Origin of the sequence: Neorhizobium sp. DAR64872/K0K18 (genome assembly GCF_050500175.1) — a bacterium.
In the GTDB taxonomy this organism is placed as follows: Bacteria; Pseudomonadota; Alphaproteobacteria; order Rhizobiales; family Rhizobiaceae; genus Neorhizobium; species Neorhizobium soli.
Genome location: NZ_CP191446.1, coordinates 2,965,310 through 2,989,891 on the forward strand (window position 1 = coordinate 2,965,310; position 24,582 = coordinate 2,989,891).

At 62.0% G+C, this 24,582-nt stretch carries 22 protein-coding genes; 9 read left to right on the forward strand and 13 right to left on the reverse strand.

Going from position 1 to position 24,582, the window contains the following annotated elements; all coding sequences use genetic code 11:
- The first annotated feature begins 67 nt into the window (after positions 1-67).
- Together ACQY1P_RS19990 and ACQY1P_RS19995 are read left to right on the forward strand one after the other, a co-directional pair.
- Positions 68-1,432, forward strand: a complete 1,365-nt coding sequence (locus ACQY1P_RS19990) for an LLM class flavin-dependent oxidoreductase (RefSeq protein WP_430255098.1) — start codon at positions 68-70, stop codon at positions 1,430-1,432.
- Between the two features lie 88 nt (positions 1,433-1,520).
- Positions 1,521-2,723 carry a pyridoxal phosphate-dependent aminotransferase gene (locus ACQY1P_RS19995; RefSeq protein WP_430255100.1) on the forward strand — a complete coding sequence of 401 codons (1,203 nt, stop codon included), beginning with the start codon at positions 1,521-1,523 and terminating at the stop codon, positions 2,721-2,723.
- Between the two features lie 32 nt (positions 2,724-2,755).
- On the opposite strand, the gene ACQY1P_RS20000 is transcribed toward ACQY1P_RS19995, so the two are convergent.
- Positions 2,756-3,061 (reverse strand): hypothetical protein, encoded by a 306-nt coding sequence (locus ACQY1P_RS20000; RefSeq protein WP_062461521.1) that lies wholly within the window; start codon positions 3,059-3,061, stop codon positions 2,756-2,758.
- Positions 3,062-3,140: 79 nt separating this feature from the next.
- Positions 3,141-3,518, reverse strand: coding sequence for a winged helix-turn-helix transcriptional regulator (locus ACQY1P_RS20005; RefSeq protein ID WP_113111845.1), 378 nt, complete (start codon positions 3,516-3,518; stop codon positions 3,141-3,143).
- 108 nt (positions 3,519-3,626) lie between these two features.
- On the opposite strand from ACQY1P_RS20005, the gene ACQY1P_RS20010 reads away from it, so the two are divergent.
- Positions 3,627-4,688 (forward strand): SDR family oxidoreductase, encoded by a 1,062-nt coding sequence (locus ACQY1P_RS20010; protein WP_062581917.1) that lies wholly within the window; start codon positions 3,627-3,629, stop codon positions 4,686-4,688.
- A gap of 51 nt (positions 4,689-4,739) precedes the next feature.
- Here ACQY1P_RS20010 and alaE read toward each other — a convergent pair whose 3' ends face one another.
- The 3 genes from alaE to ACQY1P_RS20025 all read right to left on the reverse strand — a co-directional run bounded on the left by alaE (position 4,740) and on the right by ACQY1P_RS20025 (position 7,769).
- Entirely contained in the window at positions 4,740-5,204 is a 465-nt protein-coding gene (gene alaE / locus ACQY1P_RS20015) for an L-alanine exporter AlaE (protein ID WP_113111843.1), read from the reverse strand.
- Between the two features lie 85 nt (positions 5,205-5,289).
- Entirely contained in the window at positions 5,290-6,546 is a 1,257-nt protein-coding gene (locus ACQY1P_RS20020; RefSeq protein WP_430255103.1) for a DUF763 domain-containing protein, read from the reverse strand.
- Between the two features lie 26 nt (positions 6,547-6,572).
- Positions 6,573-7,769 carry an aminotransferase gene (locus tag ACQY1P_RS20025; protein ID WP_430255105.1) on the reverse strand — a complete coding sequence of 399 codons (1,197 nt, stop codon included), beginning with the start codon at positions 7,767-7,769 and terminating at the stop codon, positions 6,573-6,575.
- A 90-nt stretch (positions 7,770-7,859) separates the two neighbouring features.
- On the opposite strand from ACQY1P_RS20025, the gene ACQY1P_RS20030 reads away from it, so the two are divergent.
- Positions 7,860-8,519, forward strand: a complete 660-nt coding sequence (locus tag ACQY1P_RS20030) for a sulfite oxidase-like oxidoreductase (RefSeq protein WP_184654507.1) — start codon at positions 7,860-7,862, stop codon at positions 8,517-8,519.
- A 456-nt stretch (positions 8,520-8,975) separates the two neighbouring features.
- Here the strand turns inward: ACQY1P_RS20030 and ACQY1P_RS20035 are convergent, their stop codons facing one another.
- From ACQY1P_RS20035 to ACQY1P_RS20045, 3 genes are read right to left on the reverse strand one after another with little or no spacing between them, the layout of a single operon-like run.
- A complete protein-coding gene (locus ACQY1P_RS20035; protein WP_430255107.1) occupies positions 8,976-11,267 on the reverse strand; it encodes a xanthine dehydrogenase family protein molybdopterin-binding subunit in 2,292 nt (763 codons plus the stop codon).
- Positions 11,264-12,262, reverse strand: coding sequence for an FAD binding domain-containing protein (locus tag ACQY1P_RS20040; protein WP_430255109.1), 999 nt, complete (start codon positions 12,260-12,262; stop codon positions 11,264-11,266). The genes ACQY1P_RS20035 and ACQY1P_RS20040 overlap by 4 nt, the downstream gene beginning before the upstream one ends.
- Entirely contained in the window at positions 12,255-12,758 is a 504-nt protein-coding gene (locus tag ACQY1P_RS20045; RefSeq protein WP_430255111.1) for a (2Fe-2S)-binding protein, read from the reverse strand. The genes ACQY1P_RS20040 and ACQY1P_RS20045 overlap by 8 nt, the downstream gene beginning before the upstream one ends.
- A gap of 263 nt (positions 12,759-13,021) precedes the next feature.
- On the opposite strand from ACQY1P_RS20045, the gene ACQY1P_RS20050 reads away from it, so the two are divergent.
- From ACQY1P_RS20050 to ACQY1P_RS20060, 3 genes are all read left to right on the forward strand, one after another.
- Complete coding sequence (locus ACQY1P_RS20050) at positions 13,022-13,669, forward strand: TetR/AcrR family transcriptional regulator (protein WP_430255113.1); 648 nt, start codon at positions 13,022-13,024, stop codon at positions 13,667-13,669.
- Positions 13,670-13,748: 79 nt separating this feature from the next.
- The gene (locus tag ACQY1P_RS20055) at positions 13,749-14,855 is read left to right on the forward strand and encodes a carbohydrate kinase (RefSeq protein ID WP_430255115.1); all 1,107 of its coding nucleotides are present in this window, start codon (positions 13,749-13,751) and stop codon (positions 14,853-14,855) included.
- 95 nt (positions 14,856-14,950) lie between these two features.
- The gene (locus tag ACQY1P_RS20060; RefSeq protein WP_430255117.1) at positions 14,951-15,874 is read left to right on the forward strand and encodes a pseudouridine-5'-phosphate glycosidase; all 924 of its coding nucleotides are present in this window, start codon (positions 14,951-14,953) and stop codon (positions 15,872-15,874) included.
- A 101-nt stretch (positions 15,875-15,975) separates the two neighbouring features.
- On the opposite strand, the gene ACQY1P_RS20065 is transcribed toward ACQY1P_RS20060, so the two are convergent.
- The gene (locus tag ACQY1P_RS20065; protein ID WP_092659498.1) at positions 15,976-16,578 is read right to left on the reverse strand and encodes a DUF2026 family protein; all 603 of its coding nucleotides are present in this window, start codon (positions 16,576-16,578) and stop codon (positions 15,976-15,978) included.
- A gap of 210 nt (positions 16,579-16,788) precedes the next feature.
- Here ACQY1P_RS20065 and ACQY1P_RS20070 point away from each other — a divergent pair, with 210 nt between their 5' ends.
- Together ACQY1P_RS20070 and ACQY1P_RS20075 are read left to right on the forward strand one after the other, a co-directional pair.
- A complete protein-coding gene (locus ACQY1P_RS20070) occupies positions 16,789-17,430 on the forward strand; it encodes a SatD family protein (RefSeq protein ID WP_113111834.1) in 642 nt (213 codons plus the stop codon).
- On the forward strand, positions 17,427-17,831 hold the full coding sequence (locus tag ACQY1P_RS20075; protein ID WP_430255119.1) for a hypothetical protein: 405 nt from the start codon (positions 17,427-17,429) through the stop codon (positions 17,829-17,831). Before ACQY1P_RS20070 ends, ACQY1P_RS20075 begins: the two co-directional genes overlap by 4 nt.
- Before the next feature lie 36 nt (positions 17,832-17,867).
- Here ACQY1P_RS20075 and ACQY1P_RS20080 read toward each other — a convergent pair whose 3' ends face one another.
- From ACQY1P_RS20080 to ACQY1P_RS20095, 4 genes are all read right to left on the reverse strand, one after another.
- The gene (locus ACQY1P_RS20080; protein ID WP_430255121.1) at positions 17,868-19,241 is read right to left on the reverse strand and encodes a M20/M25/M40 family metallo-hydrolase; all 1,374 of its coding nucleotides are present in this window, start codon (positions 19,239-19,241) and stop codon (positions 17,868-17,870) included.
- Between the two features lie 10 nt (positions 19,242-19,251).
- Positions 19,252-21,054 carry an adenine deaminase gene (locus ACQY1P_RS20085; protein ID WP_430255123.1) on the reverse strand — a complete coding sequence of 601 codons (1,803 nt, stop codon included), beginning with the start codon at positions 21,052-21,054 and terminating at the stop codon, positions 19,252-19,254.
- A gap of 168 nt (positions 21,055-21,222) precedes the next feature.
- On the reverse strand, positions 21,223-23,562 hold the full coding sequence (locus tag ACQY1P_RS20090; RefSeq protein WP_113166844.1) for a Wzz/FepE/Etk N-terminal domain-containing protein: 2,340 nt from the start codon (positions 23,560-23,562) through the stop codon (positions 21,223-21,225).
- A gap of 93 nt (positions 23,563-23,655) precedes the next feature.
- Entirely contained in the window at positions 23,656-24,558 is a 903-nt protein-coding gene (locus tag ACQY1P_RS20095) for a UTP--glucose-1-phosphate uridylyltransferase (RefSeq protein WP_430255125.1), read from the reverse strand.
- Between the last annotated feature and the right edge of the window lie 24 nt (positions 24,559-24,582).

The following is a 24,582-nucleotide window of genomic DNA, read 5'->3' on the forward strand; positions in this document are numbered from 1 at the left end:
GTCTTCTATAGTGGACGATAGGAACTTATAAGAGACGCACCAGATCTGCAACGCGGGGGAATGCTCTTTGCGCGAAATCCGATTCAACGCCTTCGACATGAACTGTGTCAGCCATATCCAACACGGATTGTGGACGCATCCGCGCGACCAGTCCAACCGTTACACCGAACTCGCCTACTGGACGGATTACGCCAAACGGCTGGAGGCCGGCCTGTTTGACGGGATTTTCCTGGCCGACGTGGTGGGCGTCTACGACGTCTACGGCGAAAGCCCGGATGCGGCCTTGAGGGGCGCCGTCCAGGTTCCGGTCAACGATCCGATGCTGCTGGTGCCGGCGATGGCCGCCGTGACCAAGCACCTCTCCTTCGGTGTGACCGCGAACCTCACCTACGAGCAGCCCTTCCTGTTTGCGCGGCGCATGTCGACGCTCGATCACCTAACCGGAGGGCGGATCGGCTGGAACATCGTGACCGGCTATCTCGACAGCGCGGCCAAGGCGATCGGGCTCGACGCGCAGATGGCGCATGACGATCGCTACGACCTCGCCGACGAATATATGGACGTGATCTACAAGCTGCTGGAAGGCAGCTGGGACGACGATGCCGTCGTGTTCGACCGCGCCGCCGGTGTCTACGCCGACCCGGCCAAGGTTCGAAAGATCAGCCACGAAGGCCGGCAGTACCGGCTGGACGCGATGCATCTTTCCGCCCCCTCCCCGCAGAGAACGCCGGTTCTCTATCAGGCCGGCTCTTCCACCCGCGGCCGCGCCTTTGCCGCAACCCATGCAGAATGCGTCTTCGTCAACGGCCAGAAGATGGAGGGTGTGCGCGACCTCGTCGACGACATCCGCGCCCGGGCGATCAGCGGCGGCCGCGTGACGGAAGACCTGAAGGTGTTCGTCGGCGCGACGATCATCACCGGCCGCACGGAAAAGGAAGCGCAGGAGAAGTTCGAGGATTATCGCAGCCATGCCAGTTCCGAGGCGGCCCTTGTGCATGCCAGCGCATCGCTCGGCATCGATTTTGCGCGCTATGATCTCGACGAACCGATCCAGACCGGCAAAAGCGATGCCATCGTCTCCAATGTCGAGGCGATGACACGCAGCGCCGGACCGCAATGGACGAAGCGCAAGCTGCTCGACCAGATGATTCTCGGCAGCCGCCAGATGCCGATGGTGGGCTCCGCCGAGCAGATCGCCGACCGTCTCCAGGAGTGGATGGAAAAGGCCGATGTCGACGGTTTCAACCTGTCGCGCACCGTGGTGCCCGAATGTTTCGACGACGTGATCGAGCTGGTGATCCCCATCCTGCAGGAACGCGGTGTCTATAAGACCGGCTATCGCGAGGGCACACTGCGCGAAAAACTGTTCGGTGCACCGCGATTGCCGGCCCGGCATGTCGGCGGTCGTTACCGGACGGGAAACCGCGATTGACGGCCATCACGCATGCCGCGCCATTTGCTCCGGCGCGGCGTATTTGCTAGAGGCGGCCCATCCTAATCCTCGAACATGAGGCCTATCCATGCGCTATGCCACGATCACCGACCGTCTCGCCCATCTCGGTTCAGGCCGCTGGGCGCTGCATCTGACTGCAAGGCGCATGAAGGCCGAGGGCGAGGACGTGGTCGAGCTGACGATCGGCGAGCCTGACGTGGTGCCCGACAAGGCGCTGCTGGATGAAGCCGCGCGCGCCATGTATGCCGGCCGCACCCGCTATTCCAACGGTCGCGGCGAGCCGGATACGCTCAAGGCGCTTGTGGCCAAATACTCCAAACGCCGCAGCAACGTGACGGAAAAGAACTTCCTCTGCTTTCCAGGCACCCAGAGCGCGCTCTACTGCGTCATGACCGGTCTGGTTGGCGCTGGCGATGGCGTGCTGGTCGGCGATCCGCTTTACGCGACCTATGAAGGCGTGATTGCCTCCACCGGCGCCCATATGATCCCCGTGCCGCTTCGGCCGGAGAAGAAATTCCACATGCAGCCGGACGATCTGGAACGGGCCGTGACGCCGGAAGCACGCGTGCTGCTTCTGAACACGCCGCACAACCCGACCGGTGCCGTTCTGTCAGCCTCCGAAATCGCAAGGATCGGCGAGATCTGCCGCAAGCACGATCTCTGGATCATCTGCGACGAGGTTTATGAACAGCTGATCTTCGACGGCACCAGCTTTGCCTCACCCTTTGACATGGCGGAACTGGCGGAGCGCACGATCGTGGTCTCGTCCATCTCCAAGTCGCATGCGGCACCCGGTTTCCGATCCGGCTGGGCAGCCGGCCCGGAGGAATTTTGCGAACGTCTGCTGCCGGTGTCTGAAATCATGCTGTTCGGCGTGCAGCCCTTCATTGCCGACATGACCGCCATGGCGCTGTCTCAAAACTTCCCGACAGCCGACGTGATGCGCGCCAATTATCACAGGCGCGCCGCGATCGTCGAAACTGTGCTGAAGGGCAACAATCTGGTCAAGCCGATGATGCCGGAAGGTGGAATGTTCATCCTGCTCGACGTGACGGCAACAGGCCTCGGTGGCGAGGAGTTTGCCTGGGAACTGCTGCGCGAGGAAAAGGTGGCAGTCATGCCCGGCACATCCTTCGGCGATCAGGCGGCAGGCTTTCTACGCGTATCGCTGACGGTGCCTGATGATGTGCTGGAGGGAGCGATCCGCCGCATCGGCGAACTCGCCGGTCGGATCGCGGCGCGCGAAGAAGCGCCGCCGCATATCCAGTAGTCTCTCACCCGCGGCGACCGCGGGTGGAAGTCTCAGCCGCCGATGTCGCCGGCGTCGGCCTCATGATCGCTCGGGACGCCGGAGCCCTCGGCGCCAGCCGCCTTGCGGGCGCGATTGAGTTCGACGGTTGCCGCATCCGTCTTGCGCACTGACCCATCCTCGCCGGTACCAAAGCTCTTCTCGACCTTGTGGTCAGCCTGTACATCCTCAGCCGCATCGGCGGCCGGGTGGATGCTATCCCTTGACTGTTCGGAAACCTTGGGCTGGCTGCTGCCGAACCGGGTCGCTTCCTTGGAAGCCGTATCGGCTGCGGGGTCGACGTCTTTTTGGTCTGACATAGCAAGTCTCCCTTGTTCCCAAGGAGAACACGGTCCGGCCACCATCGTTCCATCCGAACTGGGAGGCCCAATCCCTGATCTAGGCTCCCTCGCCCTTCTTCGCTTTGAGCGCGTCCAGCGCATCGGCATTGTCTCGACCCCAACCGTAGAGCAGATCGATCAACTCGACGAAGCGCTTGCCAAGCGGGGTCAGCGTATAATCGACTGCCGGCGGCACCGTGCCATAGACGCGCCTGATGACAAGACCCGAGGCTTCCATGTCACGCAGGGTCTGGGTCAGCATTTTCTTGGAAATGCCGGGCAGGCTGCGCAGGAGAACGCCGGTGCGCGCACAGCCCTCCAGCCGCGTATCGAGCACATGCAGGATCATGCTCGTCCATTTCGAGGAGAAAAGGTCGAGGACGCGGCGCGGTGCGCAGTCTTCGCGCCATTCGTTATCAGGTGTGCCGGGCTGCATGATCTGTTCCCCATCTGGTTACGTCAGGGTGCCTATGTCCCATTCGGGTGCCTTCTGGCACAGTCTGCCGCAAGACACTAGATCACCGTCAGAACGACAGGAGCAATTATGACGAAAAAAGCATTGATCGTGGGCGCAAGCGGCATTGTCGGCAGCGCAACAGCAAAGGTTCTGGGTGACGACGGCTGGCAGGTTCTCGGCCTTTCGCGCACACCGCAGCAGCAGACCAACGTGACACCGGTGGCCGCGGATCTTCTCGATCCGGCCTCGCTTTCGAAAGCGCTGGCGGGTCTTGATCCCTCGCATGTGTTCATCTCGAGCTGGCTGCGACAGTCGACCGAAGCCGAAAACATCCGCGTCAATTCGTCGATGGTACGCAACGTCCTCGACGCGCTGTCTCCGGCCGGTTCGGTGAAGCACGTGGCGCTGGTGACGGGCCTCAAGCATTACCTCGGCCCGTTCGAGAACTACGGCAAGGGCGCCCTGCCGCAGACGCCGTTCCGCGAGGAACAGGGCCGGCTTGAGGTTGATAATTTCTACTACGCCCAGGAAGACGAAGTGTTTGCGGCAGCCGCCCGCGACGGCTTTACCTGGAGCGTCCATCGCCCGCACACGATCGTCGGCAAGGCTGTCGGCAATGCCATGAACATGGGCACGACGCTTGCCGTCTACGCTGCCATCTGCAAGCACACCGGCCGTCCGTTCCGCTTCCCGGGCGTCGAGATGCAGTGGGAGGGGCTGACCGACATGACCAGCGCCAACCTTCTCGCCCGCCATCTCCTCTGGGCTTCCACGACACCGGGTGCAGCCAACGGCGAATTCAACGTCGTCAATGGCGATGTCTTCCGCTGGAAGTGGATGTGGAGCCGCATCGCCGCCTGGTTCGAGCTGGAACCCGCTACCTTCGATGGCACCGTACAGCCGCTCGAAAAGCAGATGGCCGAGGATGCCGCGATCTGGCGCGAGATTGCAGAACGCCACAATCTGGCCGAACCGGACATGAACCGCCTCGTCTCGCCGTGGCATACGGATGCCGATCTCGGACGCCCGATCGAAGTCGTCACCGACATGTCGAAAAGCCGTCGTCTCGGCTTCCTTGAATACCAGCCGACCGACGATGCCTTCTTCGATCTGTTTGAAGATCTGCGCGCAAACCGTCTGATCCCGTAAGGGAGCGAGCGCCGATAGAATCATGTGCCCGGGCGTTCTTCCCGGGCGCATTCACGTGTTGAGCGACATTGGCTTCGTTCCGCCCGGCGACAGACCGAAGCGGCGCCTGATGAAGTTGAGGAAGGCTCCGTAGGGCCGACCCGATGCCAGCATGATCACGATCACACCCAGTGTTCCCCGCAAAAGCTCAGCGCTATCAGCCCCGGTGATGGCGAGGATTGCGGCATAGAGCGGCACCTGGAAGCTGACGAGCGCGAGCGTATCCCACAGGATCTGCGACATGCGCCCGGGGCCGGCAAAGCGCATCACCCAGTCTCGCCAGAGCCCGTATGGACGTCCCGACGGAACCATCAGCACGGCACCGAGAAGGCGCGCGTCAAAAACCTGCTCCCAGCTCATTCCTGCAACGAACCGCTCGTTGATGATGCCGGTCGTGGTGAAGAACAGGATGAGGGCTAACGTATCGGCCGCGAACGATCGCCACCCGGCGCTTCGCGTCTCCGTTTCATGCGTCAAATTGCTGGTCTCCCGGCCATCTCTGGAACGAGGCGCCTTCGTGTTGAGGTCGATATGGGACGATGACCGTCGACGGCAAGCGCACTTACCCCGTCCGTTTATCGTCTTCCGCCTCCGGCTCCCAGCCGAACACGCTGCGTCCACCCCATTCGTGCGAGCGGGAAAATTCGCCGGCGACGATTTCCTTGAGGTCGGGGCCGGTCACGTATTTTTCGAGCTGGCGGGCCTGGTCGTCTAGGCGGCGCAGTGCCTGCATTTCCTCGTCGCGGCCAAGCCTTGCCTTGCCGACGGCCGATTTCATCACCCGGATCGTCTCGTCATAGACACGGATCGGCACCGGGAACGGATGCCGGTCCTTGCCGCCATGGGCGAGTGAAAACCGCGCCGGATCGGAAAAACGGCAGGGTGCGCCGTGCACGACTTCGGCGACCATGGCGAGCGCCGACACCGTGCGGGCTCCGACGCCAGGCGTCAGAAGCAGATCCTCGAAATCCTTCGGGCCACGATCGGCAGCGGCGGCAAGCGTGCCATGCAGGCGCTTCATGTTGACGTCTTCTTCGCGGACGTCGTGATGATCAGGCATGATCAGATGCGGCAGCATCGGCTGCGACAGATCCTTCTTGCGCTGCCGGCCCGGATCGATCGCGATCACTTCGCGGACAATGCGGTCGGGACCGAGCGATGCGAGCAGATCGAGCTGGCCGTGGCGCGAGGCCTCTGCCCGGTGATCGGCGAGGTTGACGATGTCGCCCTGGCCGCGGCCCTCGATCGCCGCATGCGGCGAATCCACGAAGCTTTTCAGGCCCTGCGACTGCCAGTGATAGCGTCGCGCCTGCTTCCGGTCACCGTTCATGCCCTGCTGGACGACGACCCATTTGCCATCGTCGGTGACGATGAAACCGTGCAGATAGAGATCGAAACCATCCTGAACGGCGGCGCTGTCGACCTTGGCGACGAGCCGGCTGGTCTTGGCAAGCGCCAAACCATCGATGCCGACGCGGTTGCCGATGGCGATCAGTTCGTCCGGCGTCTGCCGCGAATTGCGGCCGCGACCGCCGCAGACATGAATGCCGAGTTCGCCCGACATCGGCGTCAGCCCGCGTTTGAGCGCGCCGATGACGCTGGTGGTGATGCCGGACGAATGCCAGTCCATGCCCATCACCGACCCGAAGGATTGAAACCAGAACGGATGCGCCAACCGGCTGAGCAATTCGTCACGGCCGTAATGCAGGACGATGGCTTCGGTAATGACGGCACCGAGCTTGGTCATGCGGTCGCCCAGCCACCGGGGAACCCGGCCACCATGAAGCGGAAGATCGGCGCTGCCTGCTCGTTGAACCATGGTTCCTTATAGAGCCGGTCGGGCCGTTACGACAGCGAAAAGTTCCGCAAACGTTCTTCCAGAAGACCGATGGTTTCGACATCCGCATTGGCGAAGGCAAACCGCAAATAGCCATCCTGGCCTTGCCCGAAATAGACGCCGGGGATGCAGCTGATGCCGGCGCGTTTGGCAAGCTGTTCGGCCACTTCCGCCGAGCCCCTGCCCGGAAAAGGATGCCGAACGAAGGCGAAATAGGCACCGATCGCATCGAGCTTCCAACCGGACACGCTGCGCAGGACCGTTTTCAGCGCTTCGGCGCGGCGGCCGATTTCCTGGCGGTTTTCCTCGCGCCAGGCAGTCAGCAGCGGCAGTGCTTCGGCAACGGCTGCCTGGGCGGCTCGCGGCGCGCAGATCTGCAGATTGTCCATGATCTTGGCGATCTGACCGATCGCCTCTTCGCCGGCCGTGATGGCGCCGAGACGATGGCCGGGAATGCAGAAGGATTTGGAAAAGCTGTAGAGGCTGATCAGCGTTTCTTCCCAGCCGGACTGCGAAAACAGGCTATGGGCCCGGCTTCCGGCTTGCGGCAAGAAATCGCGATAGGTTTCGTCGAGGATCAGCCAGATGCCCTTTTCCTGGCATAACCTAAAGATCGCCTCGAGCAATGACGCCGGATAGATGGCACCGGTCGGATTGTTGGGCGACACCAGCGCCAGCGCCTTCACCCCATCCGTGATCGCCGCTTCGAGCGACACCAGATCCGGCAGGAACCCGTTTTCGGCAGAACAGGGCACAAAGGCGGTGCCGATGCCCATCATGGCAAGCGTCGTTTCATGGTTGAAATAGAACGGCTCGGTCATCAGGATGGTGCTGCCGGGACCCGCAACCGTCATTGCCGCGCAGACGAAAGCCTGATTGCAGCCGGAGGTGATGTGGATGTTTGTCTCGCCAAGCGCTGCGCCATAGACTTCCGCGACGTGGCTTGCATAGGCGGTGCGCAGAACCGTCTCGCCCTCGATCGGGCCGTAGCCGGTATAGGCCTTGGACGACGCCGCCTCGCCGAGGAGCCGCAGCATGTCCGGATGGGCGGGGTAGCCGGGCACCGCCTGCGACAGGTCGATCAGCGGCCCCAGAGCCTTGTCATAGGCACGCCCCCAGGCCGCGACGGCTGGAACCGGTGGCAGGGACAGCTGTTCGATCAAGGGGTTGAAGCGGGCATTCAGGCGCGGATGGGTGGCGGGCATGGGGTCTCGACGAAATCTCGGGAGGGGGCGTCAGGAATTGATTGCCCTTGTTGTTTATCAGATTATCCTCGGAGGCAAGGAGAACCACTTATGGACGACAATCTTCCGCAGGATTCCAAGCTCACCAGCACCAAGCGCAAATGGGCCGATGAGGGGAAATTCCTGACAGGCCGGCATGCGCGGCCCGATACGGACCGCCTGCCGCCGGGCCAACACCTGGTCAAGAACTGGCCGGTTCTCGATCTCGGCCAGCAGCCCAGCATTTCACCGTCGCAGTGGAAGCTCGACATCTACGGCCTCGTCAACAAGCCGACGACTTTCAACTGGGACAGTTTCCAGGCACTGCCGCAGAGCGAGATGCGCTCCGATATCCACTGCGTGACGACCTGGTCGCGCTACGACAACGACTGGAAGGGCGTGTCCACCCGCGACCTGCTCGATGCCGTGGAGCCGACCGACAAGGCGACCGCGGTGATGCTGACCGCCTATGACGGCTACACGACCAACGTCCTCCTCTCCGATTTCGCAGTCCCCGACGCGCTCATCGTGACCCACTGGGAGGGAAAGCCGCTGACGGAAGAGCATGGCGGACCGGTGCGCCTCGTCGTGCCGCATCTCTACTTCTGGAAAAGCGCGAAATGGCTGAAACGGATCGACTTCCTCGGCATCGACAATGCCGGCTTCTGGGAAAAGAACGGCTACCACATGCGCGGTGATCCCTGGGCCGAGGAGCGGTATTCGGAGGATTGAGCGGCTGCAGCCTATCCCGTTGCTTTGCCTTGAAGAATATGCAACGGAAAGTTGATCACCCTTCCGTTGCTCCAGGAATTTTCATGCGTCCGATAGCCCTAGTCTTACTGAGCTTTCTCGTTGTCGGCTGCAGTCCTGGTGAACGAATTGGAGAGGTCATGATCAGGACAGATGCGGCGGGAAAAATGGCGACAGTTTCCATGAGGAAATCGACTGGAAATCCCAAGGCAGATGCCCGCCTCATGCTATTTGCACGTACTACGTTTCCCGCCAGAAAGCCGGATGCGAAGCCGAACTTTAGCTATATCTACCCTGTCCTGGGTGATCCGAAAACAAGTTCTGGCGACGTAAGGGTGTGGGGACCGCTCGGGTTGAGGTAACGCCGCAAGCGACGTTCAAGCCAACCGAACCGCAAAGTGTGAGAAAGGCTGCCGCCAGAGGCGACAGCCCATAAGATCACATCAGTTTTTCCAGCGTGATCGGCAGGTCGCGGATGCGTTTGCCGGTCGCGTGGAAGACGGCGTTGGCGATTGCCGGGGCGACGCCGACGATGCCGACTTCGCCAACTCCTTTGCCGCCGAGCGTGGATGCGTCGAGATCCGGCACGCCCACCGAGATCACCTCGATATCCGGAATGTCGGCATTGGTCGGCACCAGATAGTCGGCCATGTTGCTGTTGATGGTGCGGCCGTTGCGCGGATCGACGACACCTTCCTCCAGCAGCGCCTGGCCGATGCCCATGATGATGCCGCCCTTCCACTGGCTTTCCACCAGCTTCGGATTGTAGAGACGGCCGCAATCGAAGGCAGAGACCATGCGCGACACCCGGATCGTCCCGAAATCCTCATCGATGCGGACTTCGACGAAATGGGCAGCCCAGCTGTGCATGGAGAGGTCGCCCGAGGTCGGCCCCTGCACTTTCGACATGGTGGTCCAGGCCTGTTTCTGATCATCAGGCGTCTGCGCGTTTTCGGCAAGCGTGTTGCGGCGGATCTCCAGCTCATTGCGGCCGACCGCCTGCATCAGCTCCTGCAGCGACAGCGAAGGTCCACCGCCACGCGATGCCTCGATACGCCCGCCAACCATCGAAAGCGTGTTGGCGCCGGTATCGCGGAACGGCGATCCGGTCTCGTTGAGCGCAAGGCCGATCAACTCGTCGCGCGCTGCGATCGCTGCCTTGTGGACGGCACCGGTGATGGATCCCGCCAGCATCGATCCGCCGGCGATCGACGAACCCGGCATGCGGCTGTCACCGAGGAGCACGTCGACCTCTGAAACCGGCACGCCGAGCGCTTCGGCTGCCGTCTGGGCAAGGATCGTATAAGTGCCCTGCCCCATGTCGATCGAGCCGCTGACCACCTCGACGCGGCCGTTCGCGAGAACGCGGATCATCGCTTCGGACGGTGCCCGGATGACTGGGAACGTGCCGCAACCGATGCCCCAACCGATCAGCGTCTTGCCGTCCCGCATCGAGCGGGGCTGGTGGCTGCGCTTCTCCCAGCCGAAGGCGGCAGCCCCTTGCGTCAGGGCTTCGCGCAGCATCCGCGTCGACCACGGCTTGCCCGACTGATAGTCGTGATCGGCATAGTTCTTCAGCCGCAGTTCCAGCGGATCCATATCGAGCTTGTAGGCAAGCTCTTCCATGGCGCTTTCAATGCCATAGGCGCTGGGGTTCTTGCCTGGTCCCCGAAGCGCGCCGGGTGTGACGGTGTTGACCGGCACGACGCGCGACTGGGAGGAGAAGTTTTCCACCTTGTAGAGGATGGGCGTCGCCGCCCCCGTCTGTTCCGGGTAATCCATATAGACGGATGTCTCGGTCCTGCCGCGGTGGACGATCGCCTGCAACACGCCGTCTTCGGAAGCGCCGAGCGCGATCGTCTGGCGAGTTGCCGCACGACCGCCATAGCTGGTGAAGTTCTGCGGCCGTGTGACGGCAAGCTGGACCGGTCGGCCGAGCTTTCTCGCCGCCGCAACCGCCACCGCGCCATAAGCGAGCGGCTGGCCCTTGGAGCCGAAACCGCCGCCGATATAGGGCGAGATGATCCGCACCTTTTCATAGTCCATGGCGAACCATTCGGCATACATGCGGGCCATGCCGTGCGACCACTGGCTCGGTTCCCAGATCGTCAGCTCGTCGCCGTCCCACTTGGCCGTCAGCCCGTGCGGCTCCATGGCGCAATGGTATTCGCGCGGCGTGCTGTATTCGCTTTCGATCCGGACCGGCGATGCCGCAAGGGCCGCTTCCGCATCTCCCCAGCCGATGGTGAGATTGTCCATCAGCTTGCCTTCGCCAGCCGCCGGATCGTCGATGCTCATGACCGGCGACGTTTCTTCATAAGTGACGACAACAAGCTTTGCGGCTTCTGTCGCCTGTTCGCGGCTTTCGGCAATCACGGCTGCAATCGACTGGCCGTTGAACTGCACCTCGCGCGGCAGCGGATGATAGGGCTTGTCTTCCGGCCGGTTGCCCTGCCAGTCGGCGGACACGCGCAGTCCGAGATCGTCTTCCGGTGTCAGCACCATCAGGACGCCGGGCGAGGCGAGCGCTCTGGTCGCATCGACGCTGACGACGCGGCCCGCAGCGATCGTGCTCTGCACGAGGGCCGCGTGGGCAAGGTTGTCGATCGGGTATTCCAGCGCATAGGTGGCAGCACCTGTGAGCTTGAGGCTGCCTTCGAACCGGGTCAGACGTCCGCCGACCATGCCGTCTGAGGCATCGCCGTGTTTGCGGGGGGGCATAATAGTCATGCGAGACCTCCAGATTTGTCCGTCGAGACCGTCTCGATCGCCCGGGCAACGACCCGCGGCACAAGATCGATCTTGTATTGATTGTCGCCCTGGGCAACGGCGCCCTCCATGGCAAGCAGGCTTGCCGTCTTGATGGTGGCATCGTCGAGCACTTTGCCGATCAGCGCCTGTTCGACGGCGCGCGCCCGCCATGGCTTGGTGGCAACGCCGCCGAGCCCAACGCGGATATCCTTCACCGTGCGACCATCGTCTTCCAGTTCCAGACCGACGGCCGCGCTTGCGGCTGCAAACTCGTAGGACTGGCGATCGCGGACCTTCAGATAGGTGGAGTTTTTCGCGGCAGCGCTTTTCGGGATCGACAGGCCGACGATCATCTCGCCGGGCTGAAGCACTGTTTCCCTGTCCGGGGTATCGCCGGGCAGGAGGAAGAACTCGTCGAATGGAACCGTGCGGGAACCGAGATCGACGACGGCATCGAAGGCGACAAGCGCCACAGCCAGATCGCCGGGATTGGAGGCGAGACAGTGCTCGCTGGTGCCGAGAACCGCATGGTTGCGGGTGATGCCGCCAAGCGCCGAACAGCCAGAGCCGGGATTGCGCTTGTTGCAGGCTGGAAACGTGCCGGGATCGCGGAAATACGGACAGCGCGTGCGCTGCATCACGTTACCGCCGATCGTCGCCATGTTGCGCAGCTGCGCCGACGCCGCCAGCAGCAGCGATTCCGAGACAGCCGGGAGTTCCGACTTGATCCCCGCATGATCGGCGACGTCAGACATGCGCGAAAGCGCGCCGATGGTGACCGAGCTGGGTGTGACCTCGATGCCGGAGAGACCTTCGAGATGGGAGATATCGACGACCGTCTCCGGCTCGGCAACGGCGCATTTGGCAAGGTCGATCAGGGTCGTGCCGCCGGCCAGGATGGAGGCCCCTGCCTGCAGCACCGCCTGGCGGGCCTCATCGAGGGTGGCTGCACGAATATAGGAAAAATCACGCATCGGCCATCTCCTGAGTTGCAGGAACGACGGCCTGCGCCGCCTGGCGCACCGCGGCCACGATGCTGTTGTAGGCGCCGCAGCGACAGAGATTGCCGGACATATATTCGCGGATTTCCGCATCCGATCCCGCATGGCCCTCACGGATGCAGGCGACTGCCGACATGATTTGGCCCGGCGTGCAATAGCCGCACTGGAAAGCGTCCTGCTCCAGGAAGGCAGCCTGAACCGCATGCAGGGTTCCGTCGGCCCCGGACAGTCCTTCGATCGTTTCTACCTGACGGCCTTCGACCTGGGCCGCCAGGGTGAGACAGGATAACACCCGTCTGCCATCCACATGGCACGTGCAGGCGCCGCACTGGCCCTGGTCGCAACCCTTTTTGGTGCCGGTGAGAACAAGATGGTCGCGCAGCGCATCGAGCAGCGTCACGCGCGGCTCGACATCGAGGTCGTGACCCTTGCCGTTGATATCGAGGTTGAGGTGAATGGTTCGTGTCATGACAGGCTCCTGCAATCTTCACGAAGAGAATTTCAAAGAATTAGGCTGGACCGGCCGTCTGGGGAGGGCATGGGTCGATGATATCGTGTAAACGTCCGCCGCCGATCGCGGTCGATAAGGCGGGACGCCATCTTTCGACATGACATCCGGCCGCCTTCTGATCTAAAAAGACATAAGCGCCACCTCAAACGGAGGCAACTCCGTTTAAACTAGCCGCTCGCTGATATCAGTCAAGGCTGGATTTCGAAAACATCCATGTCAGGATGCCGGAAATCAGGATTACGACCTCAGAGAGCCTAACCACTGGAACAGGATTTCGGGCTTTGGCCACGCCGAAAAATGCACAGACCCCGGCTCCGAAACTTCGCGCGGACGCTCGCCGCAACCGCGACAAGCTGGTCGAGGTGGCAGCGCAGGCCTTCGCGGAAAAGGGCGTCGAAACCTCTCTGGAAGACATCGCCCGCAAGGCCGGCGTCGGCATCGGCACGCTCTACCGGCATTTCCCGACCCGCGAACATCTGGTGGAACTCGTCTATCGCCGCGAGTTGACGGCACTGGCGGCAGCAGCGGACGAACTTGCCGCCACCCACCCGGCCGACAAGGCACTGGAGCTCTGGATGCTGCGCTTCGTGGGCTATACGGCGACCAAGCGTGGCATGGCCAACAGCCTGAAGATTATCGCCAGTTCCAACACGACACTGTTTGCGGAGGGGTTCGGGACCATACGGCAGGCGCTCGACCGGCTTCTCGTAAACGGCCGCGAGGCAAATCTCATCCGCAGCGATATAGGCCAGGCGGATCTGATGCACGCCATGTCGAGCATCTATTCCATTCCGGATTCGCCCGAATGGCGCGCCAGCGGCAATCGGCTGATTATGCTTTTGATGGACGGTCTTCGGGTGCGCAACTGACGGCGTGAAGCGCGCGCAAAACAACTGTTGACGCGATGAACAGTTGTTTATAAACCGTGATCCTTCACGGGAAGCCACGATGGACGATCTGACCAGCCAGGAAGCCGCCGTTCTCGGCATTATCAGGGACAATCCTTTTGCGGGACAGCAGGAGATTGCCGAGATGCTGGGGCTCGCCCGCTCCACGGTGGCAGCCCATATCGTGCAGCTGATGCAGAAGGGCCATGTTCTCGGCCGCGGCTATGTGATGCCGCAGCCGTCACGCGCGATCTGTCTCGGCGGCGCCGTTCTCGACCGGAAATACCACGCGAAGCAGGAAATCGTTCAGGGCACGTCCAACCCCGTCGACAGCACCCGCTCGATGGGTGGCGTTGCCCGCAACGTGGCCGAAAACCTCGCCCGTCTTGGTACCGAAACCGGTTTCATCTCGATCGTCGGTGACGACGAGGGCGGCCGCACGCTGATGACCTATATGCGCGAGCGCGGCATCGACGTCAGTCAGATGATCATCAGCACCGAGCGGCCGACCGCCGAATATGCGGCCATCCTCGATCCGCACGGCGATCTTTCGCTCGGCATTGCCGACATGGGCATATTCGACCTGCTGCGGCCCGAACATCTCGACCGGGTCTGGCCGCATCTTGCTTCCGCAAGCTTCGTGTTCTCCGACTGCAACCCACCAGCCGAAACACTGGCGGCGCTGATCACGAGGAGACGCGACGCACGCTTCCGGCTGGCGATCGACGCCGTCTCCACCGTCAAAGCCATGCGCCTGCCGAAGGACCTCTCCGGTATCGACCTGCTGTTCATGAATATCGACGAGGCGAACGCCATTCTCGGACTGTCGGCCCGTGATACGATCGACGACGCACTGAAGGCGGCACGTGGCCTGCAGGCGGCCGGCGCCCGCGAGGCAGTGGTGACGATGGGTGCGGCCGGCATTGCCGTTGCCGGCATCGATGCGTCAGCCAGTTTCGAAGCAGTCGAAGCAAAAGCGATCGACATGACCGGCGCCGGCGACGCGATGATTGCCGGAACCCTGCACCGGGTGATTGCCGGCGACGACATCCACACCGCTGCCCGCATCGGCGCACTGGTTGCGACGCTCACCACCGAAAGTGCGGCAAGCGTCCACCCCGAACTCTCCGAAGCCTTTTTGCAGGCCCATATGCACCGTTTGTCCTGAAGTACGCGAGTGCTTCCAGTGTTTAATCCCAACGCAGGTCCAGACGCAAAACCGCTCCACGGCTTTGCCGGAACTGCTTTCAGAAAGGAAATCCCATGTCATTGCTGAAGCCGAAACTCAGCCCGGAAGTTTTAGAGGCTCTCGCAAACGGCGGCGCCATCGTGGCGCTCGAATCGACCATCATCACCCATGGCATGCCCTACCCGGCCAATCTGGAGACGGCGCTTTCGGTCGAGGCTGTCGTGCGTGAAAACGGCGCCGTGCCGGCAACCATCGCCGTCATCGACGGTGAACTCCGCGTCGGCCTCGAGCACGATGAGCTGGAAAAGCTGGCCCAGGCCAAGGGCGTGGTCAAGGCCTCCGGCCGCGATCTCGCCGTTGCCATGGTGCGCGGCCAGACGGCGGGCACGACGGTGTCCGCCACCATGCTTCTGGCAGAGCTTGCCGGCATCGAGATCTTCGCAACCGGCGGCGTCGGCGGTGTGCATCGCGGCGCCGAGCAGACATTCGACATCTCCGCCGACCTGACCGAGCTTGGCCGCACCAGGACAGCCGTGGTTTGCGCCGGCGTGAAATCGATCCTCGATATTGCGAAGACGCTGGAATATCTGGAAACCCAGCGCGTGCCGGTCATTGCCTACGGCACCGAGGACTTCCCGGCCTTCTTCACCCGCCAGAGCGGCTACAAGGCCGATCACCGGCTGGATACGGCAGAAGAGATTGCAAGCGCCATGCATTTCCACCACCAGCTCGGCACCGGCACTGGCCTCCTGATCGCCAACCCGATCCCGGAAGAAGCCGCCCTGACCCCTGACTTCATCGACGGCACGATTGCCGATGCGGTGCGCGAAGCAGATGAGCGCGGCATCGGCCGCAAGGAACTGACCCCGTTCCTGCTCGCCCGCATCAACGAGCTGTCGAAGGGCGAAAGCCTGAAAGCCAATATCGAGCTGGTCCGAAACAACGCCCGCCTCGCCGCCAAGATGGCCGTGGCCTATGCGGCGCTGAAGAAGGGCTGACATCACGTGCGGCGGGGTGCGACAGCATCCCGCCCTCTAACGCCCCCGTAGCGGAGCTGGCCGCTATCGGCGAACCTGTCCCGGCCCGCAAGCCTCCGCCATCACCAGGCGCCCGAAAGCGCATTCCCCAGCAACGGTACGCTCTTTCCCGGCTCGCTCGCGATGGACAGTGACTTCGGCATCTGCTTAGGCGACTTCCGGAACCAGTTTGCGGCAACCGAGGCGAGATCACCGATCATCGCGTGCTTGTGCCAATCCGCGAAGCGCCTTGCGCTTGCTTGCGGCTCCGACTGATAGAAGAAATCGCCGGATTGCTCGAGATCGTTGATGCTTGAAGCCATGGCCGAAAGAGGCCTCTGGAACATCTTAGAGGGCACCCGAAGCTCGGACGCGCTCTGCGAAAACGCCGGCGCCATGAAATCGATCGCCCAGCCGTCGGCCTCCACCCAGCAATGAAAATTCTCGCCAGCACCCGTGACATACCCGTCTTCGCGCTGGTCTGCGAAGAGAATGCGGGTGCCGCCGAGGTTATAGGCAGCCAGCCCACTCTTCGGCGTGGCCGTGACCCCGTAATGCTGGCGCAGGATGAACGCGCCGAACGTGCTGAAATACATTCCGGCAACGGCGGTATTGGCGTTCTCGTTGACGAGCAGGCTGTTGATGACCCGGTAAATGCGGTGATAGTCGCTCTGCTTGATCAACATGATCCGTAACCTGCCCGTTCCTGATATGGCACCCTGCCTAGGCGGCCAGCGCGGCAATGTAAACTGCAGCGTTGCAGTGGGGTTTGAACCGGTTGGAAAGGGGCAGGAGCTTTGAACCAGATTGGGGTCAATTTTCTGATTGACCCTTTTTTGGGTAAATCGTAGATTTGACCCATGATAGGGTCAAACAAAAATCCTCTTGCGATCATCATGGGTGATATCGTTCAAAGCGAGATCAGCCCATCTATCGAACGCCTCCATGAACAATTTAACGCAGCGATCGACCGTCAGAACACCGAATCTGCTCGAATCCTGGCCTCGCCGCTTACGATCACCTTGGGAGACGAGTTCCAGGGTTTCGCGACCTCGCTTGCTGGTGCGATGCGGATTGCCCGCAAGATTCGATACGATTTGATGCGCGATTCCATCGACTGCCGGTTTGCAATCGGAGTTGCCGCGTTGAAAACGCCGCTCAACCCAGAGCGCGCCTGGAACATGATGGGGACGGGTCTCGCCGCCACGAGGGCGAAGCTCAACGAGAAAGCGGCCACCACCTATTACCGGTTCCACATTCCAGGCTATCAGGTGCTCGAGACCCTGCTGGAGGCAGGCGGCGCAACGCTGACCGCCATCGAACGTCGATGGACGCCGACCCAGCGTCACGACATCCAGGCCTTTCTGGCGGGAAAGACGGCAAGCGAGATCGCGAAACTACGCAATGTTTCCGTGCACAGCATCTACAAGGTCAGAAACTCTGGAGACTTTGATCTTTACCTGCTTCAATGGAATGCCATTCAAGAGGCCCTTGCCGAACTGGACGGTTCCTTGTCGCTCGAAAGGCAGCACGCATGATCCACGCACTCGTCTATACGGCTGTCGCACTGGGCTTGCTGACTTACGGAGGCAACTGGCTATGTCGCAAGCTTTTCGATCTGACCGGCCTGAAGGACATGGTCTCGGAAAACCCTCCCTCGACCATCAGCGCCGGACGAGTGATCGGCATTCTGGAGAGGCTGATACTCGCGGCCGGGATCGTTGTTCACAGTTGGGAGATCCTCGCCGCCGTGATAGCACTGAAAACGGTCGCCAGGTTCCAGAAGCTGGATCAGCGTGAATTCGCCGAATATTTTCTGGTCGGATCCCTGTTCAGCGTCCTATGGGCACTTATTATAACCAGCGCATGGGCAGCCTACGACCACAGCCTCGGCATAGATCTTCGACAGACCATTGCCTACATGCTGGTGATCGACTGAGCGGTTTGGCGAAATCCACCATCCCTGCCCTACCATTCACCCCCTCATCTCACCCAGCTTCGCCAGCAGTGCAGCACCGGTGCGGATGCCGGCGTGGAAGAGGTCGAGCTTGAGGTTTTCGTTGGGGGCGTGGTTTGCCTGGTCGGCATTGGCATAGGGCACCACGAAAGCGGGCTTGCCGAGGATTTTGGTGAAGACGTAGTCCGGGAGGCTGCCGCCGAGGCTTGGGTAGAGAAGTGGTTCGACGCCGCGGGCTGCGACGATCGCTTCGCGGATCACGGATGCGAACGGGCTGTCCATCGGCGTCTTCGACGGCAGCATTGAGTTTTGCGGCACGAACTCCACGTCGGGAGCATATCTTTCAACATGCGCCCGGACCTTTTCGAAAACGTAGTCCGGCGTCAGGCTCTCGACGAGGCGGATGTCGCATTTCGCATAGGCTTCGCTCGGAAGAACCGTCTTCTGCCCCGGCCCGCCATAGCCGCCATGCAGCCCGTTGATGGTGAGCGTCGGCTGGAACATCAGCCGCTCGTAATAGGGACGATCCAGCGGCTCTTCGATCGCCGTCATGCCAAGCTCGGCCTTGATCTTCTCGACGTCGAGCGGCAGCGCGGCCATCGCCTGCAGTTCCAGATCGGTCGGCGGCACCACCGGATCGTAGATACCATCTATGGTAATCTCGCCGCGGTCGTTCTTCATGGTTGCGAGCAGATGCACGAGCTTCCAGATCGCGTTCGGCATGACGCCGCCGAAATTGCCGGAATGGGCGTCGCGGTTGGCAGTCTTTGCACGTAGCTCGAAGGAAGCGACGCCGCGCACGCCAAACGTGACGACCGGGCGGCCGCTGTCATGCAGCGAGCCATCCGAGGTCACGACGAGATCGGCATTGAGCTTGTCGGCATGTTCGGCGACGAATTCCGCCATATGGGGACTGCCGATCTCCTCCTCGCCTTCGAGCAGGAAGATGACATTGCAGGGCAGCTCGCCGACGACCTTGAGATAGGATTCGATCGCCAGCAACTGCGCGAAATGCTGGCCCTTGTTGTCGCCGATGCCGCGCGCATAGATCCGGCCATCGCGGATTTCAGGCTCGAAGGGCGGGCTCTTCCAGAGGTCGAGCGGCTCGGGCGGCTGCACGTCGTAATGCCCGTAGAGCAACACGGTCGGCTTGCCGGGCTGGTTCTCCATCCGGCCGATCACCATCGGGTGGTTGCGGGTGGTGATCGCCTGGGCCTGCATGCCGAGACCATTGAGGATGCCGACGAGGATATCGGCGGCTTCCGTGATCCCCTCGTTGGAGGCGCTGATCGACTTGTGCTTCACATACTCCATCACCCGTTCGACGAAACTGTCGCTGTTGGCGTCGATATGGGCGAGAACGCGGGCGAGATCGGTGTTTTCAGGTGTCATGCTCAAAAACTCATGCCGGTTCGAACAGGGTCTGGATCTGCATTTCCGGCACCAGCACGAGGCCCTTGTCGGTAATGCGGATATCCGGAATGACCGACAACGGAATGAGATTGAAGCCCATATAGGCGATCGTGCATTCGGCCTTTTCCCATTCGAGCTTCAACGCCTTCACCTCGTCGGCGACCTCGTGGACGCGCTTGTCGGACAAGAGCCCCGCGATCGGCAGCGGCACCATGGCGGTCAGCTTGCCATCCATCACCACGCAGACGCCGCCCTGGACCGCCTCGATCGCATCGAGCGCCACCTGCATGTCGCGTTCATTGGTGCCGGCGACGATGATATTGTGGCTGTCATGCCCGACCGACGAGGCGACGGCGCCCTTTTTCAGACCAAAACCGTTGAGCAGACCATGCGCGACATTGCCCGGCGATTTGCCGTGACGTTCCACGACCGTGACAAAGCAGAGCCCGTGGCGATCGAACTGGGTCTGCCAGTCGTTGGCGGGTTCGAGCGTGACGGTGACATGGCCGAGCGTGATGCCGGGCAGCTCCGTCTTGATCGTGTGGGCAATGACGGTCTCGGTCGGCAGTTCAGGCGTCAGCTTGAGGTTCTTCGGCAGCTTCACCGTATGATAGGCGGCTTCCGGATAGCGATAGGGCTTGGACAAAGCCTCATCCAGAACCGGCGTGATCTTCTTCTGGTCCACGACCAGTTCGCCGCCGTACCAGGTACTGACCGGCTCCAGGTTGTCGGAGAGGAGCACCAGATCCGCCCTGCGTCCGCCGCCGAGACCGCCGATCTCGTTTTCCATGCCGAAGCGGGTGGCGCCATGCAGCGAACCCATCGCCCAGGCCTGTTCCGGCGTCATGCCATATTTGACCGCCTCGCGGGTCACCCAGTCCATTCCGAAGGCGAGCAGATCCTCGGCGTCGCGGTCGTCGGTGCAAACGGCGACGCGCTTGTGCGAGGCGCCAAGCTCGGTGATGGTCTTGATCGCCTGTGGCAGCGAATGCCAAGGCGTGGTCGGCGGGCCGCCGCGCAGGAACAGCCAGACGCCCGCCTCCAGCAGATCGTCGGCAATATCGCGGTCGATCGCCTCATGGGTGTCGGTGACGCCGGAGGCGGCATAGGCCGCGACGAATTCACGGCCGTAGACATGGCCCGATACGGGACGGCCGCGTGACAGAGCGGCAGCGAGGATCGCATGGCTGCGTTCGTCGCCCATCGCGACAGGTACGAAATCCATCTTTTCGCCGAGCGCCACCGCTTCCGGCCATTTGTCGAACAGCGCTGCAATCTTGTCCGGCGTCAGGTCGCCGCCGGCGGTTTCCAGCTCCGGCGAGGTGGCGGGAACCGTGCTCGGCACCGTCAGGAAGATCGACAGCGGCGCCATGCGCGCGTCTTCCAGCATCGCCTCGACACCGGCGACATCCATGACATTGCCGATCTCGTGGCTGTCGCAGAAGATCGTGGTGGTGCCATTGAGAAGGGCAGCCTCCGCATAGGCGCAGGCCGTCACCATCGAGGATTCGATATGGATATGCGGATCGACGAGGCCAGGCGCGAGAATGCCGCCCTTTGCGTCGTAAATCTTGGCCGATGTTCCCTTGTAGGAACCGGTGGGCTTTACCGCGGCGATACGGCCGCCGGAGAGCCAGATTTCCCGCCCGGGCAGGATGCGCTCCGAATAGGTCGACAGCATCCGTGCATCCCGGATGACCAGATCAGGCTCGCGCCGTGCCGACGCGACGTCGGCGAGCAATCGCGTCATGGATGCCAGCGGGTGAACGGAGAAACGGTTGAGAGTGCTCATGAAATTCGGCCTCGCGGATCATCGGACTGGGGACATGGTAGGGAATTTTGTTCCCGCACGGAAGCACGCATTGGCGCTAAAGGCACACGGCAACCACTGAAACGTGAAAGGCCGCCGGTTCCTCAGGGAGCGGCGGCCTTCGATCAGTCTTTCGGAACGTGCCGCAATTTAGCGCGGCACGCCGGGAATGGCATCCTTGTAATAGGACGAGTAGCTCGAGTGCAGGCGCTCGGGCGCGCCCGGATCGGCATATTTGCGCAGCTCGCCCATCTCGGTCTTGTTGAGAATGACGCCGATCGTCTTTGCGGCAATCTGCGGTTCCGACTGAAGCACGCTCTGCACGGCCTTGACCGGGGTGACACCCCATTCGGTGACGAAGATGAAGCCGTCGACATAGGGCTCGAAGGCCTTCGCATCGATGACAGGGATCAGCGGCGCCAGGTCGACGATGATGACGTCGAACGTGTCCTTGATGCTTTCGAGGAACTGGCTCATGCCGGTCGAGGCCAGGAGCTCCGATGTATGGGCCAGCTGACGGCTGCGAGTGGTCATCGGCAGGATCGTCAGGCGCGAGCGGCGGTCGACGCGGGCGGCAGCCGTCCATGGAACCTTCTGCAGCACGACGTCGATCAGGCCGACATCCGGCTCGCTCGCCAGCATCTTGGACAGACCCGGATTGCGCAGATCGCCATCGATGACCAGCGTGCGAACGCCGTTGGATGAGATGAGGCCGGCAAGGTTTGCCGCAACCATCGACTTGCCTTCGCCGGGAAGGCAGGAGACGACGCCGATGACAGAGCATTTGCGACCCTGCAGCACGATATCGGCGGCAAGCTTGGCATTGCGCAGCGTTTCGGCAAACTGCGAGCGCGGTGCTTCGACGGCGACACGCATCTTGCGGCGAAGCGCGATCGGATCGCCCTCCGGCAGGATCTGGCCGTCGATGGCGTCGGCTGGCTTGTCGGAGCCGTTGTCGTCGGTCTGGGCGCTGCCAATCTTCGGGAGGTAACCGAGGAAGCGGACGCCGAGCTTGTCCTGCACGTCGGCGCCGGTGCGGAAGAAGCGCTCGCGGAATTCTAGAAGCGCTGCAAGTGCGCCGCCGAGCAGCAGTCCAAGCACGACGGACAGAGCCATGGTGAGCGTCTTGCGCGGGCTGGACGGCGAGATCGGCACGCCGGCTTCCGAGATGACGCGCGCCTTGGCGATCGGCAGCGATTGCAGCTGCGACGCCTGTTCGAACCGCTGCAGATAGGACTGGTAGAGCGTCTTCAGAGCATCAGCGCGCTGCTGCAGTTCCTGCAACTGCACCATGGAAACATTGGCATCCTGGTTGCGGCCGGCCACGCTTTCGATGCTGGCACGCAGCGACTGCTCGCGCGAGCTTGCGACATCCAGCTCGTTGCGGAACGAACCGGTCAGCTGCTGCAACTCGCGCAGGATCTGTTGCGCCAGGTCCTGCTTTTCAGAGCGGAGCGCTACTGCCTGCGGGTGATCGGCGCCGAACTGCTCGACCACGCCCTTTTCACGATCGTTGACCGTCGTGTAGCGCTGGCGAAGGTTCTGCAGCACCGTGTTGTCGGTATCGCGGTTGGCAACGACGGCGTTTTCGACGGCTGCTTCCGAGCCCTTGTCGATGATCACCTTGTACTGGTTGTAGCGGGCCTGGGCGCTGGCGACTTCGGCCTGCGCCGAGATCAGCTGGGTATTGAGATCGGACAGCTGCTGGGCCGACATCAGCTCGCCGCGCGGCGATACGAGGCCGTTGTCGCGTTTATACTGCTCGACCGTCAGCGATGCCTGCTGTGCGCGGATGTTGAGGTCGTTCAAACGTTCCTGGAGCCACACGGAAGCGCGCTCGGTCGCGTCGAAATTGGCATTGAGCTCTTCCGTCAGGAAGGAACTGGCATAGGTCTTGGCAAGCTGGGCGGAAAGAACCGGGTCTGGCGAGCGGACGGAGAGCGAGATGACCGAGCTGCGTCCGACGCGCTCGACGGTGATCGACTGCTGAAGGATGGCGGCAGCCTTTTCACGGCGTCCGGCGCGCACCTGGTCTTCGCTCGGCAACGGGCCGCCTGATGACACCAGCGAGACAACGCTTTTCACCATGTCCTTGGCAAGATCGACCGGCGATTTGGGCGGATCGACGATCAGGTCGTTTTCCGCAAACTTGCCCTTGTCGACGACGCTGAGCGCCAGCGCCTTGGATTTCAGGATCTCGACCGAACTGGACATGCGGTTGTCGATCTGCTGCGCGGTCTGGCCTTCGGTTTCCTCTTCCGCATAGCGGGACAGGTTGTCGTCCACCAATATCTGCGTCGCGGCCGTGTATTTCGGCTGCGCCGTAAACAGATAGGCTGCCGCAAGCGCGACCATGGCGACCACGCAGATGATGATCACGCCAAGCCGACGCATGGCTGCCGACCACAGCTTGTCGAGGTCGATGAACGTGTCAGTTTCTTTTTGCTCGTTCGGGAAGATGTTCATCGGCCTATAATTAACCTGGTCCATGGCTTTGTCCGCTTTCCGGAATTGTCGAGAGGAACGGCAGAAATGGACTGCCGTTCCTCGGGCTTTGGTCTGACTGCGACGTTGGAGCGGCCCTTAAGCCGCCTTAACCTTCGTTTCGTGGTTGGCGAGAAGCTCCTTGACGGAGTGATAGATCTCCTCGCCCATATCGCTCCGCAACATCGCGAAGGCCACATTGGCTTCGATGAAACCGCGCTTGGAACCGCAGTCGAAGGTCCGTCCGGTGTAGGGCTGTGCGTGGAACGGCTGCTTCTGCAGCAGTTTCTGCATGCTGTCGGTCAGCTGGATCTCGTTGCCGGCTCCGCGTTCCTGGCTTTCCAGCAGTTCGAAGATCTGCGGCTGCAGGATATAGCGACCATTAAGGTAATAGTTCGACGGTGCATCGGCAGGTGCCGGCTTTTCGACCATGCCGGTCACTTCGAAGCCGTGCTGCTTGTTTTCCCCGATCGCGACGACGCCGTAGCTGGACGTCTCCTCGGGCGCGCACTGCTCGACGCCAAAGACGTTGCCGCCGACTTCCTCGTAGAGATCGACGAGGCCTGCCATGCAGCCGCGGGCGCCATAGGACACCATATCCGGCAAAAGCAGCGCGAAGGGCTCGTTGCCCACCAGTTCGCGGGCGCACCAGACGGCGTGGCCGAGACCGAGCGGAACCTGCTGGCGGGTGTAGCTGACGGTGCCGGCGAGCGGCAGCATCTTTTCGAGCTGCGTCACCTGAACAGTCTTGCCGGCGCGGGTGAGGCTGGCGATCAGTTCGGGATTGCTGTCGAAATAGTCTTCGATCGCAGTCTTGTTGCGGCTGGTCACGAAGATGATGTGCTCGATACCGGCCTGCATGGCCTCATCGACCGCATATTGCACGACGGGCCTGTCGACGATCGTCAGCATTTCCTTTGGCATCGCCTTGGTAGCCGGCAGGAACCGTGTTCCATTGCCTGCAACCGGAATGACCGCCTTGCGAACAGGTCTCATTTCCATAGTGTCGTTGTCCTTTCCGGGACG